12 protein-coding genes, 2 tRNA genes and 1 pseudogene are annotated in these 18,277 nt (G+C 60.7%); 5 read left to right on the top strand and 10 right to left on the bottom strand.

From position 1 onward, the window contains the following. Nucleotides 1-68: 68 nt before the first annotated feature. From NMAG_RS20935 to NMAG_RS10325, 3 genes and pseudogenes are all read right to left on the bottom strand, one after another. A pseudogene (locus tag NMAG_RS20935) lies at nt 69-952 on the bottom strand (IS5 family transposase). A gap of 456 nt (nt 953-1,408) precedes the next feature. Beyond that, nucleotides 1,409-2,017, bottom strand: coding sequence for a 30S ribosomal protein S7 (locus NMAG_RS10330; protein ID WP_004267301.1), 609 nt, complete (start codon nt 2,015-2,017; stop codon nt 1,409-1,411). A 2-nt stretch (nt 2,018-2,019) separates the two neighbouring features. After that, the gene (locus NMAG_RS10325) at nt 2,020-2,448 is read right to left on the bottom strand and encodes a 30S ribosomal protein S12 (RefSeq protein ID WP_004267302.1); all 429 of its coding nucleotides are present in this window, start codon (nt 2,446-2,448) and stop codon (nt 2,020-2,022) included. 394 nt (nt 2,449-2,842) lie between these two features. Here NMAG_RS10325 and NMAG_RS10320 point away from each other — a divergent pair, with 394 nt between their 5' ends. Beyond that, complete coding sequence (locus NMAG_RS10320; protein ID WP_004267303.1) at nt 2,843-3,496, top strand: hypothetical protein; 654 nt, start codon at nt 2,843-2,845, stop codon at nt 3,494-3,496. A 183-nt stretch (nt 3,497-3,679) separates the two neighbouring features. On the opposite strand, the gene NMAG_RS10315 is transcribed toward NMAG_RS10320, so the two are convergent. The 7 genes from NMAG_RS10315 to NMAG_RS10285 form a co-directional block, all read right to left on the bottom strand. Next, entirely contained in the window at nt 3,680-5,191 is a 1,512-nt protein-coding gene (locus NMAG_RS10315) for an aldehyde dehydrogenase family protein (protein WP_004267304.1), read from the bottom strand. A 291-nt stretch (nt 5,192-5,482) separates the two neighbouring features. Then, on the bottom strand, nt 5,483-5,983 hold the full coding sequence (locus NMAG_RS10310; protein WP_004267305.1) for a NusA-like transcription termination signal-binding factor: 501 nt from the start codon (nt 5,981-5,983) through the stop codon (nt 5,483-5,485). A gap of 3 nt (nt 5,984-5,986) precedes the next feature. After that, nucleotides 5,987-7,186, bottom strand: a complete 1,200-nt coding sequence (rpoA2, locus tag NMAG_RS10305; protein ID WP_012996639.1) for a DNA-directed RNA polymerase subunit A'' — start codon at nt 7,184-7,186, stop codon at nt 5,987-5,989. Then, complete coding sequence (locus NMAG_RS10300; RefSeq protein WP_004267307.1) at nt 7,179-10,109, bottom strand: DNA-directed RNA polymerase subunit A'; 2,931 nt, start codon at nt 10,107-10,109, stop codon at nt 7,179-7,181. Before NMAG_RS10300 ends, rpoA2 begins: the two co-directional genes overlap by 8 nt. 7 nt (nt 10,110-10,116) lie before the next feature. Beyond that, complete coding sequence (gene rpoB, locus NMAG_RS10295) at nt 10,117-11,946, bottom strand: DNA-directed RNA polymerase subunit B (protein ID WP_012996638.1); 1,830 nt, start codon at nt 11,944-11,946, stop codon at nt 10,117-10,119. A 6-nt stretch (nt 11,947-11,952) separates the two neighbouring features. Next, a complete protein-coding gene (locus NMAG_RS10290; protein WP_004267309.1) occupies nt 11,953-13,533 on the bottom strand; it encodes a DNA-directed RNA polymerase subunit B'' in 1,581 nt (526 codons plus the stop codon). Next, entirely contained in the window at nt 13,534-13,761 is a 228-nt protein-coding gene (locus NMAG_RS10285) for a DNA-directed RNA polymerase subunit H (protein ID WP_004267310.1), read from the bottom strand. It lies immediately after the preceding gene. A 324-nt stretch (nt 13,762-14,085) separates the two neighbouring features. Between NMAG_RS10285 and NMAG_RS10280 the strand changes: the two genes are divergently transcribed. The 4 genes from NMAG_RS10280 (at nt 14,086) to NMAG_RS10265 (ending at nt 18,052) form a co-directional block, all read left to right on the top strand. Continuing rightward, a tRNA-Asp gene (locus tag NMAG_RS10280) sits at nt 14,086-14,158 on the top strand. A 533-nt stretch (nt 14,159-14,691) separates the two neighbouring features. After that, a tRNA-Asp gene (locus NMAG_RS10275) sits at nt 14,692-14,764 on the top strand. A gap of 484 nt (nt 14,765-15,248) precedes the next feature. Then, nucleotides 15,249-15,677: a group I intron-associated PD-(D/E)XK endonuclease gene (locus NMAG_RS10270; protein ID WP_004267311.1), complete on the top strand. Its 429-nt coding sequence runs from the start codon at nt 15,249-15,251 to the stop codon at nt 15,675-15,677. Between the two features lie 236 nt (nt 15,678-15,913). Next, nucleotides 15,914-18,052, top strand: a complete 2,139-nt coding sequence (locus tag NMAG_RS10265; protein ID WP_004267312.1) for a bacterio-opsin activator domain-containing protein — start codon at nt 15,914-15,916, stop codon at nt 18,050-18,052. The last annotated feature ends 225 nt before the right edge of the window (nt 18,053-18,277 follow it).

Genomic DNA, 18,277 nt, shown 5'->3' with positions numbered 1-18,277 from the left:
ATACTTCCGATTCGAATGAGCCAGATGACAATAGTCGGCCGTGGTGAATCGCCATACGGCGGTTGATTTCACTGGTTGATGGCACGCTTGATGTTGTAGACGACACACATCAGGACGATTTCACGGAACTCTCGGTACCAGGCTCGCGCACGCACGGCGTCGCCGAGCGTGCGCTTGATCACCGAGAAGACAGTTTCAGACAGCGCTCTTTGACCGTAAAGAGTCCCATCGATCCGTGCGTTATGCGCGTGATCGATGGGCCGGAACTCACGATGCTTGATCAGCGGTCTCACGCCTTTTTCCCGGAGTTTCTCGCGTAATCGTTGCCAGTCGTAGCTTTTGTCTGCAGCGAGGTTGAGCAACTCGCCCGCGTTGCGGCGGGCGAGTTGCCAGCCGATCTGGGTGTCGTGACGCTTTCTCGTCGTGCAGTGAACGTCAAGGACAGCCTGTGATGTTGTATCGACGAGAGCAGTAGTTTTGAGCGTCTGCACGCGGTAATTCGTTCGTCGGCAGTAGTGCTTGCTCGCGTTTTCGCGGTCGAAAAACGTCGCGTCCATCGCTGCATGACCAGATGGGTCGTGAAGCTGCGTCCCAAAATCGCTCCGCGGTTTTGTGGGTTGCACAAAAGCTGCGCTTTTGTGAACGCCGACAGGCGCAGCAGCACTCGCCAGACTGTCATCTTGATCCTATCAAACGCCTTTACTAGCGTCGAGTGATCCGGGAGATTCGCCGCTTTGGGGCCTATCTTAGCCAATATTTGTGGCATCTCGCTCAAGAGGTCAAGCGCTTCGCGGTAGGATTTGTTCAGGTAAATCCGCAGACAATGCAGCGAAACGACCGCATAGTCGGCGAATCCGCCGCCACCCTGCGGGGCGGCAGATTCGCCTCGGCCACCAACAGTACTTTTAGCCAACGTCACGACCTTCCCAGTGAAGCGGGAGATTTTGGACAGAGAGCATCCGCCGTTTCCCGCTTCAACTCCCTAGTTGTGACGGTTCAACTCCACGCTGCCTGGCGATTCACCAGAGCCCAATAGTCCGTCTGCTCGACCCGGAGACCGTAAACTCTGCTTTTTCGGTCGTGTACCCCGCTCCCGAAAATGCCGATGCTGCCTGAAATGTGGCCACGTCCGGTGAGAGACCAGTCATTCGAAGTGCAATCGCTCTGATCAGAACCACCAGTAGTGCGAGGCCAAAGATGATGAAAACGGACTGAATTTGATTGGTCGCTACCATAAGGGGGCGACCCACGGAGAACTGCAAAAAGACGAGGTCTTCATTACGGAATCGCTATATGAGTAGACTGTACTTACCGTTAGCCGGGTAGTCGTAGAGAAAGTACGCGAACTGTTCTTCACAAGCGACGCTACTGCTACTGATCTGCGAAAAACGAATGAGAAACCGCGGAGTTAGCGTGCAGCCGCCGCGACGCGCTCTTTCTCTTCTTTCTGACTGACTGCGTAGGTCTGGACGTCGTAGTTCGCCGCGCCGGTGAGCTGGGAGGCGATGGCCTCCGGAACCGACGTGGACGACTTGAACGAGTCGTTGTGGACGCCCTCAGCGAGGAACTTCAGGGCCTGGTCGACGCGACGCTGTGGCGCGACGTCGACGGCCTTCGGGACCGAGATACCACCGTACTTCAGGCGGACGGTCTCCTCGCGCGGTGCCGAGTTCTCGACGGCCGTGACGAGAATCTGAATCGGATTCTCCTCGGTGCGCTCGTGGATGAGTTCGAACGCCTCACGGACGAAGTTGAGCGTCTGCTGCTTCTTGCCCGTGTTGTCCTCGGTCTGCATCAGACGGTTGATGAAGCGCTCGACGATCGAGATTTCGGACTTCTTGAACTGCTTGCTCGCGTGGCGACCGGCAGTGTGTGCGACCGGTGTCACCGAGATGTAGCGTTCGGTCGATGGATCCTCGTAGGCGATCTCGTCGATATCCCACGTGCCAAAGAGCTGTGCGCCGACGTCTGCGCCGCCAGCTGGGGCATCTGGGTCTGGTTGATCTTCTGCTGCCATGATTATCGAACCGGTTTCTCCGCGTTCCCGCGGACGAGCTCTTTCAGCGCGACGCCGTTGACCTTGTCAACCTTGTAGTTGACACCCGAGAGGTCACCCATCGCACGACCCTTCGCCCCACCGATACCGGCGATGGTGACTTCGTCGTGCTCGTCGATGAACGAAATTGCACCGTCACCGGGACAGAACGCGGTGACCTGCTTTCCGTTCTTGATCAGCTGCACTCGGACGCACTTTCGGATTGCCGAGTTTGGCTGCTTTGCTTCGATACCGACCTTCTCGAGGACGATACCGCGTGCCTGTGGTGCTCCCTCGAGTGGGTCAGACTTCTCGCGAAGGCCACGAGCGCGGCGCGCGTAGTCAGAGTCGGACCACCGCTGATTCTGGCGGTCCTTCTTGAGCTTGCGCGCGGCGTATTTGCCGTTTGCCATAGTACCCGTCGCTATCCGTCGGAGCCACTTAAGCGTCCCTGTTTGGAGACGACGTTACGCCACGAGAACGCTCGAGGTACCCCGCTCGTCGGATCTGAACGCGTTTCGGCAACTCACGAGATCGCGTGAGCGCAGGTTAACGGGCCTCGGCTGACCGGAGCGTTCCGAACGGGCCAGTGCCAGTCGGCCCTGTTCGGTTGTGGTCGATCGTGCACATCGTGTTTGGTTCTAGTCAGGATCTGAATAACAGATCCGTTGGATGACAGAGATGTGGAAAATCAGAACCACGAACCAGAACCCTACGTTGCTACGTAGTGTCAGACGTACTGTGATACCAAATTCGGTGTCAGTAATACAAAGCTATTAGTTTGGTGGCTCATATTCTGCACTCAATATGACGACAGTTTCGACGGTCCTTATCACTGGTTCCTGGCTAAAACGACTCGTCGGATCCGATGACGACGACGCACAGGCCGACGAGCAACTGCCGCCGACAGCCGGCCGAATCGGATTCGAGGGGACACTCGAGGACGCGGAAGTGATCGGACGTAGTCCACAGTCCTACGTCGCTGCGGGCGAGTCGATTTCGCCGTTCGTCGGCAAGCAGGTGACGCACAAACTCACCGAGTACGGCCTCGAAGAAATCGAAGCCGACGAATGGTATTCGCTCGCAATTCCCCTCGCCATGCTGTACGATATGCGCGACGAGTACGGTGAAACCAGGATGCGGAATATGGGGCAAAACGTCCCGGAACACGTCGAATTCCCGCCAGATCTCACCGAACCCGCAAACGCGCTCCACGGAATCAACCAGGCCTATACGCAGAACCACCGTGGGAGCGAAATCGGCTTCTACGAGTTCCAGCAGGAGGGAGAGAACGAGGGCGTAATGACCTGCGAGACGCCGTACCCGTGTGAGTTCGACAAGGGATTGATCAAGGGCGTCGCAAAGAAGTTCTCTGACAGCTACGTCACGGTCGAGGAGATCGGCGACCAGTGTCGGTCAGATGGTGGCCAGCGCTGTGAGTATCACGTCGACTGGATCTAACGGAGTCAGTGCAACTTTCGCGGGCGTGAACACAAACACGAAAAGGGGCACAGGCACGGGACGGAAACGGGCACCCTGACCTGCGGCGATTTTCGACAGCGTTCGACGCTGTTTCCGTCCCCGTCGCGACACTGGAATACTGCACTGTTCTCGTCTCCGGACGCCATACCGACAGCGAACGAATTAGTACGGATACTCCCGCGGTTCGCGCTGGATCGAGATCCACTTCAGCGTCGTCAGGGTGTCCATGATCCACTCGTCGTTGTACCGACCCATCCCCGACGCACCAACGCCACCAAACGCAACGTGTGGTTCGTCGTTCAACGGCTGATCGTTGATATGAACCATCCCCGTCTCCAGTGCATCGGCCACGTCACGTGCTCGGGCGATGTCACTCGAGTGGACCGAGCCCGATAGACCGTACTCGGTATCGTTTGCGATCCGGATCGCCTCTTCGTCGGTCTCGAACGGAATAACGGGTGCGACCGGCCCGAAGTGTTCGTTACAGGCGACTGGCATGTCGCTCGTGACGTTCGAGAGCACGGTCGGCTCGACGAACAGGCCGTCGTGACTGCCACCGGCTTCGACAGTTGCGCCGCGCTCGACCGACTCGTCGACGAAGCCGACGATTTTGTCGCGCTGGCTCTCGTTGATGACCGGGCCCACGAGCGTCCCCTCCTCGCGCGGATCACCGATCGGGAGCTGTGCAGCGCGGTCGGCCAGGCCGGCGACGTATTCGTCGTACAACGACTCGTGGACCAGATGGCGGTTGATCGAGATACATTCCTGACCCTGGTGGGTGAACGAGCCGAACGCGCCGGCGTCGGTTGCTCGTTCGAGGTCGGCATCCGACAGGACGATGTGGGCGTTGTTGCCGCCAAGTTCGAGCGCCGGTTCCGTGTAGGAGCCGACGGCGCGCTGGCCGACGCCGCGGCCAACTTCCGAGGAGCCGGTAAACGACATCACCGACGGGACCGAATGCCCCGAGAAGTGGTCACCCATCTCGTGGCCGTAGCCGGGAACGACGTTCAGGACGCCCGCGGGGAGACCAGCCTCCTCGAAGACCTTCGCGAGGACGAGCCCACCTGTGATCGGCGTGTGCTCGTCGGGTTTCAAGACAACGCTGTTGCCAAGCGCGATGGCCGGTGCGACGACGCGACTGGAGAGATACAGCGGGAAGTTCCACGGTGTAATAACGCCGACGACGCCCGCCGGTTCACGAACGAGCAGATTCTCTTTGCCCGGCGTCACCGACTCCTTGCGCCGGCCGCCATCGCGCATCGCTAACCCGGCACCGACCTCCATCGTCCCCTGTGCGAGCTGGAGTTCGAAGTCAGCTTTCAGCTGGACACCACCGCACTCGACCGCGAACAGCGTCGCGAGGTCGTCTGCATACTCGCCCAGCAGTTCACAGGCCTCGGTGACGATCGCCGCCCGTTCCTGGGGCGGTCGCTCCGCCCACGCCGACTGGGCGTCCGTCGCGATGGCGTACGCCTCGTCGACATCACTTTCGGTACTCGAGGGAACCGACGCGACGGTCGAACGCGTTGCGGGATTTTCGACGTCGATCAGGTCACGGTCGCCGGCCGGGACCCAGTCTCCATCGAGATACAGTGCGTTCCACCCGTTGTCCGGTGTGATAGCGAGTTCGGTTACAGCACGCTCTTCGGCAGGTAGCTTACTCGTACCCGTCATATGCTGTTTCTCTTGGTGGCATCTGCTTATTGTTTTGGTTTTGATACTCCCAGTCGAAAATCAGTCGTCACGGAACTGCCGTCGCTCGATTACTGCCGGTCACGTTCAGTCAGAATTCCAAATACGTCTGGATGTAGTAAGATGAGCTCGGACCACAACGAACTGGCAAAGAGGGCGACTACGCACGCACAGAACCGCAGATATGCGGCCCAAACTACTGACTCAGCGACGCTGCGGTCGCCAGTTGGCGACGAGGGCAGTGAGAGACACCAGACAAAGAAAACAGATAGCTCAGGTGAGCTGAATGTCGTCGATCTCGAAGTGGCGCTGTGCGAGCGTCCGTGCAGCCTCGATCGTCCGGCCGTTCGATCCGATCGCAATACCGCGGTCGGCGTCTGCGACCTCGACGTAGGCGACGGTGTCGTTATTCTCGCTGATCGTCACGTTGTAGACCGCTGCAGGCGCGAGCGTGTTCGCGACGAACGTCTCCGGGTCGGCCGCGTTCTCGACGAGTCGAACCGGGAGATCGACCCGGTCTTCGAAACGCTTGATCGTCCGTCCCTCGGGGCCGATCGCCTCGCCCATCTGACCGCTTGCAACGACAATTATTAGCCGATCAGCGGTGCCGTTGCCTTCACCGCCGGAATCGGCAGCAGCGGTTCCATCGGCCTCGCCCCCGTCGGCGACATCAGTCCGGCCGCTATCGAGGATGCAATCGGTCCCGTCCGCGCCCGTCACCTCCTCGAACGTCGCGAGGTACTGACGCGCGTCGTCGTCGAGGGTAACCGCCATCGATCAGTCTGCCTGACCGCCGCTTTCAGGGCTGGTCGAGCCCATGCGGAGGTCGACGTCGCCGGTCCCGAGCTTGATCGGTTTGCCGACGATGACGTTCTCGGTGACGCCGTCGAGTTCGTCGATCTCGCCGTGGATCGCCGCGTTCAGCAGGTGGTTAACCGTCACCTCGAACGCTGCACGAGCGAGGACCGAGTCCTTCGAACCCGAGATACCATGGCGACCGATCGACTCGATTTCGCCGCGGTTGGTCATCATGTCCGCGACCAGCATCAGATGGCGTACGTTCACGTCGTCGAGACCCTGCTCTGCAAGCGTGTTGTTCGTCTCCTCGATGATGGCCTCGCGGGCAGCCTCGATCCCGAGGTTGCGGTGGATCTCGTGGATGTTGTTACACGTCGTCCGTGAGGCGTCGACACCCTCGATCTCGAGCACGTCGCCGAAGGCCGACCCTTCGGTGTAGAGGACGAACTGCTCGTCGCCGTCGTCCATCTCCTCACGGCGGATGACGACGCGAGAAATCTCCTCGATTCCCTTGAACGTGATCTCACGCAGTTCCTCGACGAGCTGGAGCAGGTCCCGGTAGGACGGCTCTTCTGGTCCGAACTGGATGTCAGTCCCCTGCTGAACCGTGCTCACGCCGAGGTTGTCCTCGATGATCTCGGCGACCTCCTCGGGCGTGATCATGCGCTCTTCTAAGGTATCGCGGTTGAGCGAGATCTGGACGCGCATATCGGCGACGTTCGTCGAGACGTCACCCAGTGCGAGAATCTTCGTCGCCTCAATGTTCCAGACGACCTCGTGAGCGCGTTCGCGTTCGGTCGCGTACTCGTCCTCGAGGTAGACCGTCATCATCGGCGTGTCAGGGGTCTTGCGGGCGTCGACCAGCTCGATCAGCCGTGGCAGCCCCTGGGTCACGTCGATCTCTGCGACCCCCGCGTAGTGGAACGTGTTCATCGTCAGCTGCGTCCCCGGCTCCCCGATCGACTGTGCCGAGACAGTGCCGACGGGGTCGAGCGGCTCGACGCGCGTATCGACGTAGCGGGCTTCGACGGCCTTCGCGAGTTCGTCCGCATCCTCGACGGTCGCGTCGCCACGGTCCTCGAGTGTCTCGTAGACGTTGTCCTTGAGCCGACGCGGCAGGTCGGCGTCCTCGACGACCGCAATCATGTCGTCGTCGACGGCGTAGTCGACCTCAGTCATCGGAGGTCACCTCCTCTGTCTCCTCGACAAAGCGAGTATCGGCGTGCTCGGAGAGGTTCGTCGGCTGGCGCTTCGTGCCGAGGAATTCTTCCTTCTCGGCCTCGGAGGCGAACTCCGAGTCGAGCACACGGTCTGCGATCTGCTCGACATCGATGTCGTTGTCGTCACCCGAGGAGACTTTCACCGGCGAGGTGCCGTCCTCGCCGAACTCGAACTGGACGATCGTGTCCGAGGTGTCCCGAACAGTGCCGTCGTACTGCGCTTCGAGTTCCGAGAGCGCGTTAATCAGGCGACGCTGCAGGTAGCCGGACTTCGAGGTCCGGACTGCCGTGTCGACCAGACCCTCGCGGCCACCCATCGCGTGGAAGAAGAATTCCCGCGGGGTCAGCCCCGACGTGTAAGAGTTCTCCACGAAGCCGTGGGCCTCCGCAGAGAGGTCGTTTGGCTTGTAGTGGCTGAGCGTGCGGTCCTCGTAGCCGCGGTTGATTCGCTCGCCCCGAACTGCCTGCTGACCGACTGCACCGGCCATCTGCGTCAGGTTGAGCATCGACCCACGCGCACCGGAGTTGGCCATGACAACCGCCGGGTTCTCGTCATCGAAGTGCTCGTCTGCGATGTTACCAGCGTTGTCACGCGCACGCGAGAGCGTCTGCATGATCTTCATCTCGAGTGTCTCGTCGAGCGTCCGGCCCGGGAGGGACTCGAGTTCGTTGTTCTCGTAGGCCTCGATGAGTTCCTCGACGCGGTCGTTCGCGTCCTCGATCGTTTCGTCGATTCGGGACTGCGCCTCGCCCGGAATGGTTTCGTCGTCGATCCCGATCGAGAATCCGAAGTGCATGATGGCACGCATCGCGAGCGTCGAGACCTCGTTGATGAAGATCCGCGAGCGGGTGTTGCCGTAGATCTTCGTGATGGTGTCGACGATCTCGCCGCCGAACTCGCCGACTTCGTCCTCGGCGATGGTGCCCTCGATGAGCTGGCCGTCCTCGATGATGACCTTCTCGCCGACGGTGCCGGTGAAGTCGAGGTTCAGATCGTCGGGTAGGAGTTCGGAGAAGACGTCGTGACCGGTCCAGAACGGCTCACCTTCGTCGTCGATGCCGCTTGGCTCTGGCAGTTCGTCGATCCGCGTTGCACGGAGCAAGTCGAGTGCCTGCGTTTCGTTGAACCGCGGGTTGTCGTGGGTCAGGAGGTACATCCCACTGATGTGGTCCTGAATCGCTCCGATGATGTTCTCACCGAACCGCGGGGAAAGGATCTGCTCCTGGACGCGCATGAGGACGCGCGCTTCCGCACGGGCTTCCTCGTTCTGCAGCGCGTGCATGTTCATCTCGTCACCGTCGAAGTCGGCGTTGTACGGCGGACAGACGACGGTGTTGAGGCGGAACGTCTTGTACGGCATGACCACGACCTCGTGGGCCATGATCGACATGCGGTGAAGCGACGGCTGACGGTTGAAGATGACGATGTCGCCGTCGACCATGTGCCGGTTGACTTCCCAGCCGGCGTCGACCTTCTCGGCAAGTGCCTCGCAGTTCTTCTCGGTCACCTTTAGTCGGCGGCCGTCGGGTCGGCGGACGTAGTTCGCGCCAGGGTGGCCCTCGGGACCGTTCGAAACGTAGCGTCGAGCCTCCTCGACGTTTCGGTCGGTGACGTTCATCGTCTGGGTCATCTCCTTTGCGACGCGGTCTGGCACACCGACCTCGTTCAGCGAGAGGGTCGGGTCCGGCGAGATGACGGTACGAGCCGAGAAGTTCACACGCTTCCCGGACAGGGAGCCTCGGAATCGACCCTCCTTGCCCTTCAGGCGCTGGGAGAGCGTCTTGAGCGGCCGGCCGGAGCGGTGTCGGGCCGGCGGCGTCCCCGAGATTTCGTTGTCCATGAACGTGGTGACGTGGTACTGCAGCAGTTCCCAGAGGTCCTCGATGATCAGCTGTGGCGCTCCTGCCTCACGGTTCTCCATGAACCGCTGGTTGATCCGGATGATGTCGACCAGTTTGTGCGTAAGATCGTCCTCGGAGCGCTGGCCGTTGTCGAGCGTAATCGACGGCCGCGCAGTGACCGGCGGGACCGGAAGGACGGTGAGGATCATCCACTCCGGCCGCGAGCGGTCGGCATCAATGCCGAGTACTTCGATGTCCTCGTCCGGAATGTTCTCGAACCAGTCCCGGATGTCGCTTGGCATCAGCTTGTTCGTGTCCTCCTCGGTGAGGTCGATGTCGAGTGCCTTCTCGATGGCCTCGCGCTGACTCTCGCGCGGACGGAACGATCCCGAGAGGATCTCGTTGATCCGGGTGAGGTCAATCTCCGTCTCCGCGGCGAGTTCGTCCGGCGAGGTCCGCTCGATGCCCGCCTCCTCGTCCCCCTGCATCGCGCCGGCGATGCGCTGGGAGTACTCGCTGGTCAGGACCTGCTGAACCTCGTAGTAGGTCGTCGGCTTCTCGTGGTCGATATCGTACTGGACCTCGCCACAGAACGGACAGCGGTCTTTCTTGCGAGCCTGACGGATCGCCGCCTTCGTCACGTCGTTCAGGTCACGGCCGAGCTTTCGAGACTCCTCGATCTGGTCCTGGAACTCCTCGCGCTCGTCCTCGACCAGCAGCAGGCGCGAACACTCACGGCAGGTGCCACGCAGCAGCCGGCGGATGAGCTTCGTAAAGCCGACGTGGATGACAGGCGCGGCGAGTTCGATGTGACCGAAGTGACCGTTACAGGAACCCGAATGCTTCCCACAGGTCTTGCACTCGAGTCCGGGGTCGATCACGCCGAGACGCGGATCCATCAGTCCCATGTCGATGGGGAACCCGTCGTCGTCGTAGGTGTCGGCGGTGATGATCTTCGTCGCGCTCATCTCCCGGTACTCTTCGGGCTCCATGAGCCCGAAGTTGATCGATCCGATGTCTTTTGGTGTACTGTTTCGCATTGTGATGTTAGACGGCGTCTGCCAGTTCCAGTCGTGGCGCGATACCCAGTGCTTTCATCTCGTCCAAGAGGAGCTTGAACGCGTAGCTCATCTCGATCTCGTGGATGTCGGTCTCCTCCTCGCAGTTCGGACAGTAGACACGCCGTTGTTCGACGTTCTCGACTGCGCTCATCCCACACTGGCCACAGACGTTGATGAACTCGCGGTCGGACTCGTCGAGGAGTCGCTCCTTGAGCGTCATCGCAGCACCGTGACCGATGAAGACGTCGCTCTCCATCTCCCCGATACGCAGACCGCCTTCGCGGGCACGACCCTCGGTCGGCTGGCGGGTGAGGACCTGCACCGGCCCGCGCGAACGGGCGTGCAGCTTGTTCGAGACCATGTGGTAGAGCTTCTGGTAGAAAATGATCCCGACGAAGATTTCAGCTTCAATCTTCTCGCCGGTCACGCCGGAGTACATCGTCTCCTTACCCGCGGAGTCGAAGCCGGCCTCCTCGAGACCGTCACGCAGTGCGGACTCGTCCTCGCCGAGGAACGGTGTCCCGTCGACACGACGGCCTTCCATCGCGCCGAGTTTGCCGCCGATCATCTCGAGGATGTGTCCGACGGTCATGCGCGATGGCAGCGCGTGCGGGTTGAGCACGAGGTCGGGAACGACGCCGTTCTCGGTGAACGGCATGTCCTCCTGCGGTGCGAGGTGGCCAAGAACACCCTTCTGGCCGTGTCGAGATGCGAACTTGTCGCCGAGTTCCGGAATCCGTTCGTCGCGCACAGAGACCTTCGACAGCTTCGAGCCGTCCTCGCCCTCCATGAGCGTGATCGTGTCGACGACGCCGCTCTCTCCCGAGCGCATCGTCACGGAGGTTTCGCGGCGCTTCTGTGGCGAAAGGCCACCCATGTCGTCCGGCTCCTCTAAGAATCGCGGTGGACTCGTCTTGCCGAGCAGGACAGAGTTCTCGTCGACCTCGGTCTCGGGGTTGACGAGGCCGTCCTCGTCCAGATGCGCGTAGGCTTCCTCACCGCGCGCACCGCGAACGTCCTGGGACGGAATCTCGAAGCGGTCCTCCTGACCGCCAGGGTATCGTCGCTCCTCGCCCTCGTAGGTGCGGAAGAAGTGCGAACGAGCGAGTGCACGCTCGACCGAGGCCTTGTTCATGACGAGTGCGTCCTCGATGTTGAACCCCTCGTAGCTCATCACGGCGACGACGAAGTTCTGTGCGGCAGGGCGGTCGTCGTAGCCGATCTGCTCCGTGGTCTGGGTCTTGACCATCGAGAGCTGTGGGTAGTGCAGCAGGTGCTGGCGCGTATCCGGCCGGATCCGGTAGTTGGCCGACGGCAGCCCCAGCGACTGCTTGATCATCCCGGCACCCATCGTAATTCGCGGCGAGGCGTTGTGTTCCGGGTACGGAATCATCCCCGAGCCGATCGAGAAGATCAGCTGTGGGTCGATCTCGAGGTGCGTGTGGTCCGCGGTCAGGTCCGCTTCCTCGACGGCGACGTAGATGTCCTCTTCTTCCTCTGCGTCGATAAACTCGACGTAGCCGTGGTCGACGAGATCCTCGAACTCGAGATCACCGTCGCGAAGCGCCTCGATCTCCTGCTCGGAGATGCGTGGCTCGCCGTCCTCGACGACGAGCAGCGGGCGGCGAGCGCGGCCCGCGTCGGCGTTGACGATGACTTCGCGGGTACGGTCTTTGACGGAGACGTTGACCATCTCGCTGACGTCACCGATGCGTCGCGCTTCGCGGATCTGTTCGGCTAGCTCGTGTGGATCGGGGTGTGTTCCCACCAGCGACCCGTTGACGTAGACTTTGGCTTCTCGTTGTTGGCTGCTCATTGTAGATCAGTCGTCTGCAGTGGATGTCGATCGTTCGATGCCCTCGAGTCCGGGAATGCCCTCGACCCCCATCGAGGCCAGTTCCCGCTTGAGCGCCTGTTCATCTTCGATGTTCTGGGAGAGCTCCATCGCCTGCGCGAAGTTCTTCACGAGGCCACAGTTTGGTCCCTCGGGCGTTTCCGACGGCCCGATACGACCCCACTGCGTGGCGTGCAGGTCCCGTGCTTCGAAGTGTGGCTGGCTGCGCGAGAGCGGACTGCGCAGTCGGCGAAGGTGAGAGAGAACGCCCATGTAGTTGGTCCGGTCGACCAGCTGAGACACTCCAGAACGGCCACCGACCCAGTTACCCGTCGCGATCGGGTGCTCGAGTCGCTCGGTCAGCACGTCCGAGCGAACGACAGTCGAAACGGAAAGATTCCGATTACGCATGTTGGCGCGCTCGAGCTGGTACTTCACGTCACGTGCCAGTTTGTTCAGTGCCGTCCGGAAGAGGTCCTTCATCAGATCGCCGGACACTTTGAGACGCTTGTTGGCGTAGTGGTCCTTGTCGTCGGACTCGCGGCGACCGAGTGCGAGTTCGAAGCAGGCTTCGGCCATCCGACAGAGGTAGTGGGCCTTGTTGATCCGAACGTCTTCCTCCTCGACGCCCTCCTCGTGAAGATGCGGCAGGAGGTAGCGGTCGATGACGTAGTTGGCGCGCTTGAGCTGGTAGTTTTTCCCCTGGCCCGACGCGACGCGCTTCCCGAGCGCCTCGATGGCCCCTTCCTCGGTCTGGACCTCCGCTTCCTCCAGGTTCTCGAGCATGTACTTGACGACCTCTGGGTCGTTCGAGACCTTGTGAACGATCTCCTCGTCCGATTCGAGGCCGAGTGCGCGCACGAGCGTCACGAAGTTGATCGAGCCGGAGACCGAGGGGAAGGAGACCTCGAGCAGCCCGTTACGGGTGCGCTCACAGAGGACGAGCGCACGATAGCCACGGCGCTGAGAGAAGGTCTTTGCGACCTGAATCTCGTCGCCGTACTTGGTGTCGTACTCCGCGAGGATCTTGTTCGGTGCGAGGTCCTCGCTGGTCATCAGCACGCGCTCGGAGCCGTTGACGATGAAGTAGCCGCCGGGGTCGGCGGGGTCCTCACCGATCTCGATCAGTTCTTCATCCGAGAAGCCGGCGATGTTACACTTGTCGGAGCCGACCATAATCGGCATCCGGCCGATCTTCGTCTCGGTCGAGTCGACGACGCGCTCGTCACCTTCCTCGCCCTTGACGATCGACATCTCCATGAAAACCGGCGCAGAGTAGGTGATATTACGGAGTCGAGCCTCCTGCGGATAGAGCAGTTCCTCCGAGCCGTCTGCCTCGCGAACGCGGGGCGTGACGACGCGAACGTCGCCCAGTTCGACGTGAACCGGCTCCTCGCCTTCCTTGTCACCGATGTCCGTGTCGATGGTCGCCTTCTCGTCGACGACCTCCTGCATCCCCCGGTTGAGGAAGGCGTTGAAGGAGCGATAGTGATGTTCTGCGAGCCGTTCTCTCGAGAAGTATTCGCGCGAAATGTCCCGTCGTTTGTCTCGGTCAAGTTCCATTGCCATTTATTCCACCACAAGTCGATATACGACCGCCTGATCGGTTGTACGTGAGTTTCGGACGATTTTGATAACGTCGCCGACCGCCGCATCGTCCGGCAGCGCGGGGTCGTTGCGTTTGATTTTTGGCAGATCGGTACGGTCGATGTCGTACTCGTCGAGCACCTCCTCGAGTGCGTCCTCCTCGAGGACGGAGTGGTCTGGAACGAGTTCGTGTTGGCTTACGTCTACCATGTATTGGTCTGGTTGAGGTCAGTGATGTGCGTGTGCGCTATTGGGAGAGAAGCGGCTGTCACGAGATACTACAGCGAGGTAGCGGCGGCAGGCATTTAACGGTTACTAACTCGACTCAGAAGCGTCGCTATCCGGCCGGGCGGACCTGACCGGTGTGAACGATCACGAGTGTGAGTAGCCGATTCTCAGTTAAATCCCTTGTGGGTCGTGTCAATCACCACCACGATTTGGCGGAATGAGGCGGAATTGTGTGGCGATTCCCCGTACCAAGGCGAGTTCGATTGGAAAGCCTTAATACTCCGACCGGGAAAGAAAGCATTGCAAGCCCGGGTGGTGTAGTGGCCCATCATACGACCCTGTCACGGTCGTGACGCGGGTTCAAATCCCGCCTCGGGCGTTTCTTCGATTCCTGATTCGTGAGCGACCCGCGTAGCGGTGTCGCGAGCATGCTGAATCGAAGAACGGCAGCACCGGATTTGAACTACGGAACGAGCGAGCACCGCGAGCGAGTTCAGGTGGTTCAAATCCCGCCTCGGGCGTTTTCTCGAACGTAAACTCACGAGCAACCAGCGTGCTGTGTTGCGAGTATCCTGTGTTCGAGAACACGGCACTAGGGATTTGAATCAGGGAACAGCTTGCTGCGACCGTGGTTCAAATCCCGTCTTGGGCGTTTCTTCATGTGCTGTAGGATATTTCTGCGGCGATGAGTTGAGCAAGCCGCTCTCATCATTTTGTCGATGTTCTGAACAGTAGAAACAAGACGTCCGTCACTCCACGCAGCGTGAGCGGCAGGTACGACAACTGTGTGCTGTGATTGCAGGGCGTGTCCTCCGCAGCGGTACTCGAGTACACCGAGTGGTCAATATTCCCACACACGGCGAGATGAGAACAAAACCCTTAATACTCCGACCAGGAAACAAAGTATTGCAAGCCCGGGTGGTGTAGTGGCCCATCATACGACCCTGTCACGGTCGTGACGCGGGTTCAAATCCCGCCTCGGGCGCTTCTTCGATTTCTAATTCGTGAGCGATCAGCGTAGCTGTGTCGCGAACATCCTGAATCGGAGAGCGTCAGTACCGGGAGTTGAACCCTGCCAGTCGCGCACAGCGAACAGCGTGAGCGGGCACGTCTGGCTCCGGTTCAAATCCCGCCTCGGGCGTTTTCTCGAACGTAAACTCACGAGCAACCAGCGTGCTGTGTTGCGAGTATACTGTGTTCGAGAACACGGCAACAGGGATTTGAATCAGGGAGCAGCTTGCTGCGACCGTGGTTCAAATCCCGCCTCGGGCGCTTCTTCGATTTCTAATTCGTGAGCGACCAGCGTAGCTGTGTCGCGAACATCCTGCCTCGAAGAGCAAGCGGCCTCGAGTTCCTGTAGCGCGACGACCCCACAACACAGCCGAGAGTTCATATACGAAGACGCAACCAACACCGGCGAACTGCGATGACTGTGAGGACGAAGACGCAACCAACACCGGCGAACTGCGATGACTGTGAGGACGAACACGAAACAAACCGGCGACGAAACCGAGTGCAAGATCATGTGCCGGCTACTCGAGAAGGGCTACACTGTCTCGCAGCCGTTCGGAGACAACGACAAGTATGACCTCATTCTCGATACCGGCACTGATTTGTTCCGAGTGCAGTGCAAAACCGGCTGGCAGGAGGACGATGGTGCTGTCCTCCGGTTCAAGACGGCAAGCAAGACGACGAGAAACGGAGAGGTGACTGTCGTCGACTACGGAAACTCGGTCGACGCGTTCGCCGTGAGGTGTGTCGAGACAGACACACTTTACTGGGTTCCAGCTGAGCAGGTTGGGTCAAAGAGTACGTACCTCCGACTCGAGGGGCCCGAAATTGATCACCCCCACGTCAGACTGGCATCGGCGTTTCACTTCGATACCGCACTTCCGTGATGTCGGTATCGCGGTGCACCCGTTGTCGCGCTGCACTCGAGTACCATCCACGAAACCGAGTGCGGCAACGCGCGGCCGTGGAAAGGTCGTCGTCGAACACGCCGAGTGAATACGAACGACAGGAGCCAGAAGGCTAACTTTTAGTACAGGTTGAAACGTTATAGAAGCAGTTACAGGTCGCCGGTCACAGAACGGTGTCGCGCGTAGTATCGGCGACCTGGAGTTCAATCTCGACTATGTCACAGCAGATTGCCGTTCTCGTCGTCGACAACGAACCCGGGTTCGCCGGGCTTGCCAGCGAAATGCTCGAGCGCGAGCACGATGCAATCGCCGCAACCCCCGCGACCAGTGCGCCGGAGGCACTCGAGTACCTCGAGGCCGATAGCCAGCCGGTCGACTGTATCGTGAGCGACTACGAGATGGCGGAGTTGACGGGGCTGGAATTGCTCGAGCGCGTGCGGGCGGTGGATCCGGAGTTGCCGTTCATTTTGTTTACGGGCCGCGGGTCAGAGGCGGTCGCGAGCGAAGCGATCGACGCGGGAGTAACCCAGTATCTTCAGAAGCAGTCGGGCAAGGAGCAGTATACGCTGCTTGCGAATCAGATCACGAACTCGGTTGCCCAGTACCGGGCGGAGACGGAGTTGCGCGAGAGCGAGCGCCGGTACGAGCGGACGGTGACGACGCTGCACGAGACGACACGTGAGTTGATGCGCGCAGAGACGAAAGCGGAAATCTACGAGTCGGCGGTCGAGACGGCGGCGGAGATGCGAAACGTCGCGGCTGCGGCGGCCTACACCTTCGAGCCGACGGAGCGGGTACTCGAGCACGTCGCAGCGGCCTCGGCGTCGACCTCGACGGGTGAGTCGCGGGCGGTTGTCGATCCCGATATCGACGCTGCGCGGTCGAATGATATGATTTGGGAGGCGTTCTCCGAGGGGTCGGTGACGGAGTACAACGAGTGCACGCAGGCGGGCGGCATCCTGCGTACAGAGCTGGTTCACCGCAGTGAGGTCGTGGTACCGCTCGGATCCCACGGGGCGCTCGTCGCGGGGACGACGGATTCGGATGGGTTCGCCGAGACGACGACAGAGGTGATCCAGATTCTGGCAGCGAACACGGAGGCAGCGCTCGACCGGGCCGAACGCGAGCAGTTGCTGCGAGAGCACGACCGAACGCTGACCGAGCAAAACGAGGAGTTGACGCGGCTCAACCACATCAACGAGATCGTCCGTGAGATCAACCACGGCGTTGCGCAGGCCTCGACCCGAAACGAGGTCGAAACGACGGTATGCGATCGGCTCGCCGACACGGATCGCTATCGGTTCGCCTGGATCGCGAGCACCGACGAGCCGCCCGAGCCAACCACCTGGGAAGGCGTCGACGCGGCGTACATGGACCGGATCCGCGACGGCGGGTGCCAGGCCCCTGAAGCGACGCTCGTTCGACAGACGCTCGAGGCGGAGCGACCCTGTGTCGTCCGCGACGTACTGGAGACCGACGCCTGGGACCAGCGCCGCGCCGAGGCGCTTACCTACGGCTTCCAGCGCGTCCTCGCAGTTCCTGTCACCGACGGCGAGCGGGAGTTCGGCGTCCTGCTTGTTCACATCGGCGGTGGCGAAGACATCGGTGACGCCGAACGCGAGGTGCTCGCGGAACTCGGCGAGACCATCGGCCACGCGATTCACTCCATCGAGCGCACGCGAGCGATGCTCACCGACAGCCGACTCGAGTTGGAACTCGAGTGTCGCGACTCGCGGTTGTTGTTCAACAGGCTGACGACGCGGATCGAAGAGTCGTTGACGGTGGCTGGCGTTATCGACCGGAACGACGACGAGTTCGTCTGTTTCGTCAGCACGCCGTCGTCGGCCGATATCCGGCCGGTTGCCGAGCAGTGGGCGGCGCTCGAGACCTGTTCGGTCGTCTCGGACGGAGAAGACGAAACGCTGTTCGAGATTACCGGTTCGACGACGCCGCTACTCGACGTGTTGCGGACCTACGACGTGACGGTACGCAGCGTCACCGCGGAGGCGGGCGTCTCGACACTCGTCCTTGACGTACCAAAGCGAGTCGAGGCTCGGACACTGATCGAAGCGATCACCGAACGGTATCCGGAGACCGAACTCGAGGCGCGCCGCGAGACGACGAGCACCAGATCAGCCCGACAGCTGGACACCTATCTCGAGGAGGAGTTAACCGACAAGCAACACGAGGCGCTGCAAGCAGCGTTCTACAGCGGCTTCTTCGAGTGGCCTCGTGAGAGTACGGGAGAGGACCTCGCGGCAGCGCTCGACGTGTCGTCGCCGACGTATCATTATCATCTCCGAGCGGCCGAACGAAAGCTGGTAACGCTGGCACTCGACAGCCATTCTAATTGATTAGTACCTTGGTCAAAGAGTATCTAATCAGTTAGAAAGTATACTTAACCCCCTCCCGTCCATATCCATAACTGGCGATCTGCGAGAGACTGTCGCCACCCCCTAATCCCCACCCCCACTTTCCGGAACTAACACCTGCGAGCGACAGGTAGGCCTGTTTTCAACTGGTTGGAGAGATGCTCTCGTAGGCAACGCTTCGTACTGGCTTCGTGCCGCACAGAGCCA

Origin of the sequence: Natrialba magadii ATCC 43099 (genome assembly GCF_000025625.1) — an archaeon.
GTDB classification, from domain to species: domain Archaea; phylum Halobacteriota; class Halobacteria; order Halobacteriales; family Natrialbaceae; genus Natrialba; species Natrialba magadii.
Note: the sequence above shows the minus strand (reverse complement) of the source record. Positions and strands in the feature narration are given on the sequence as shown.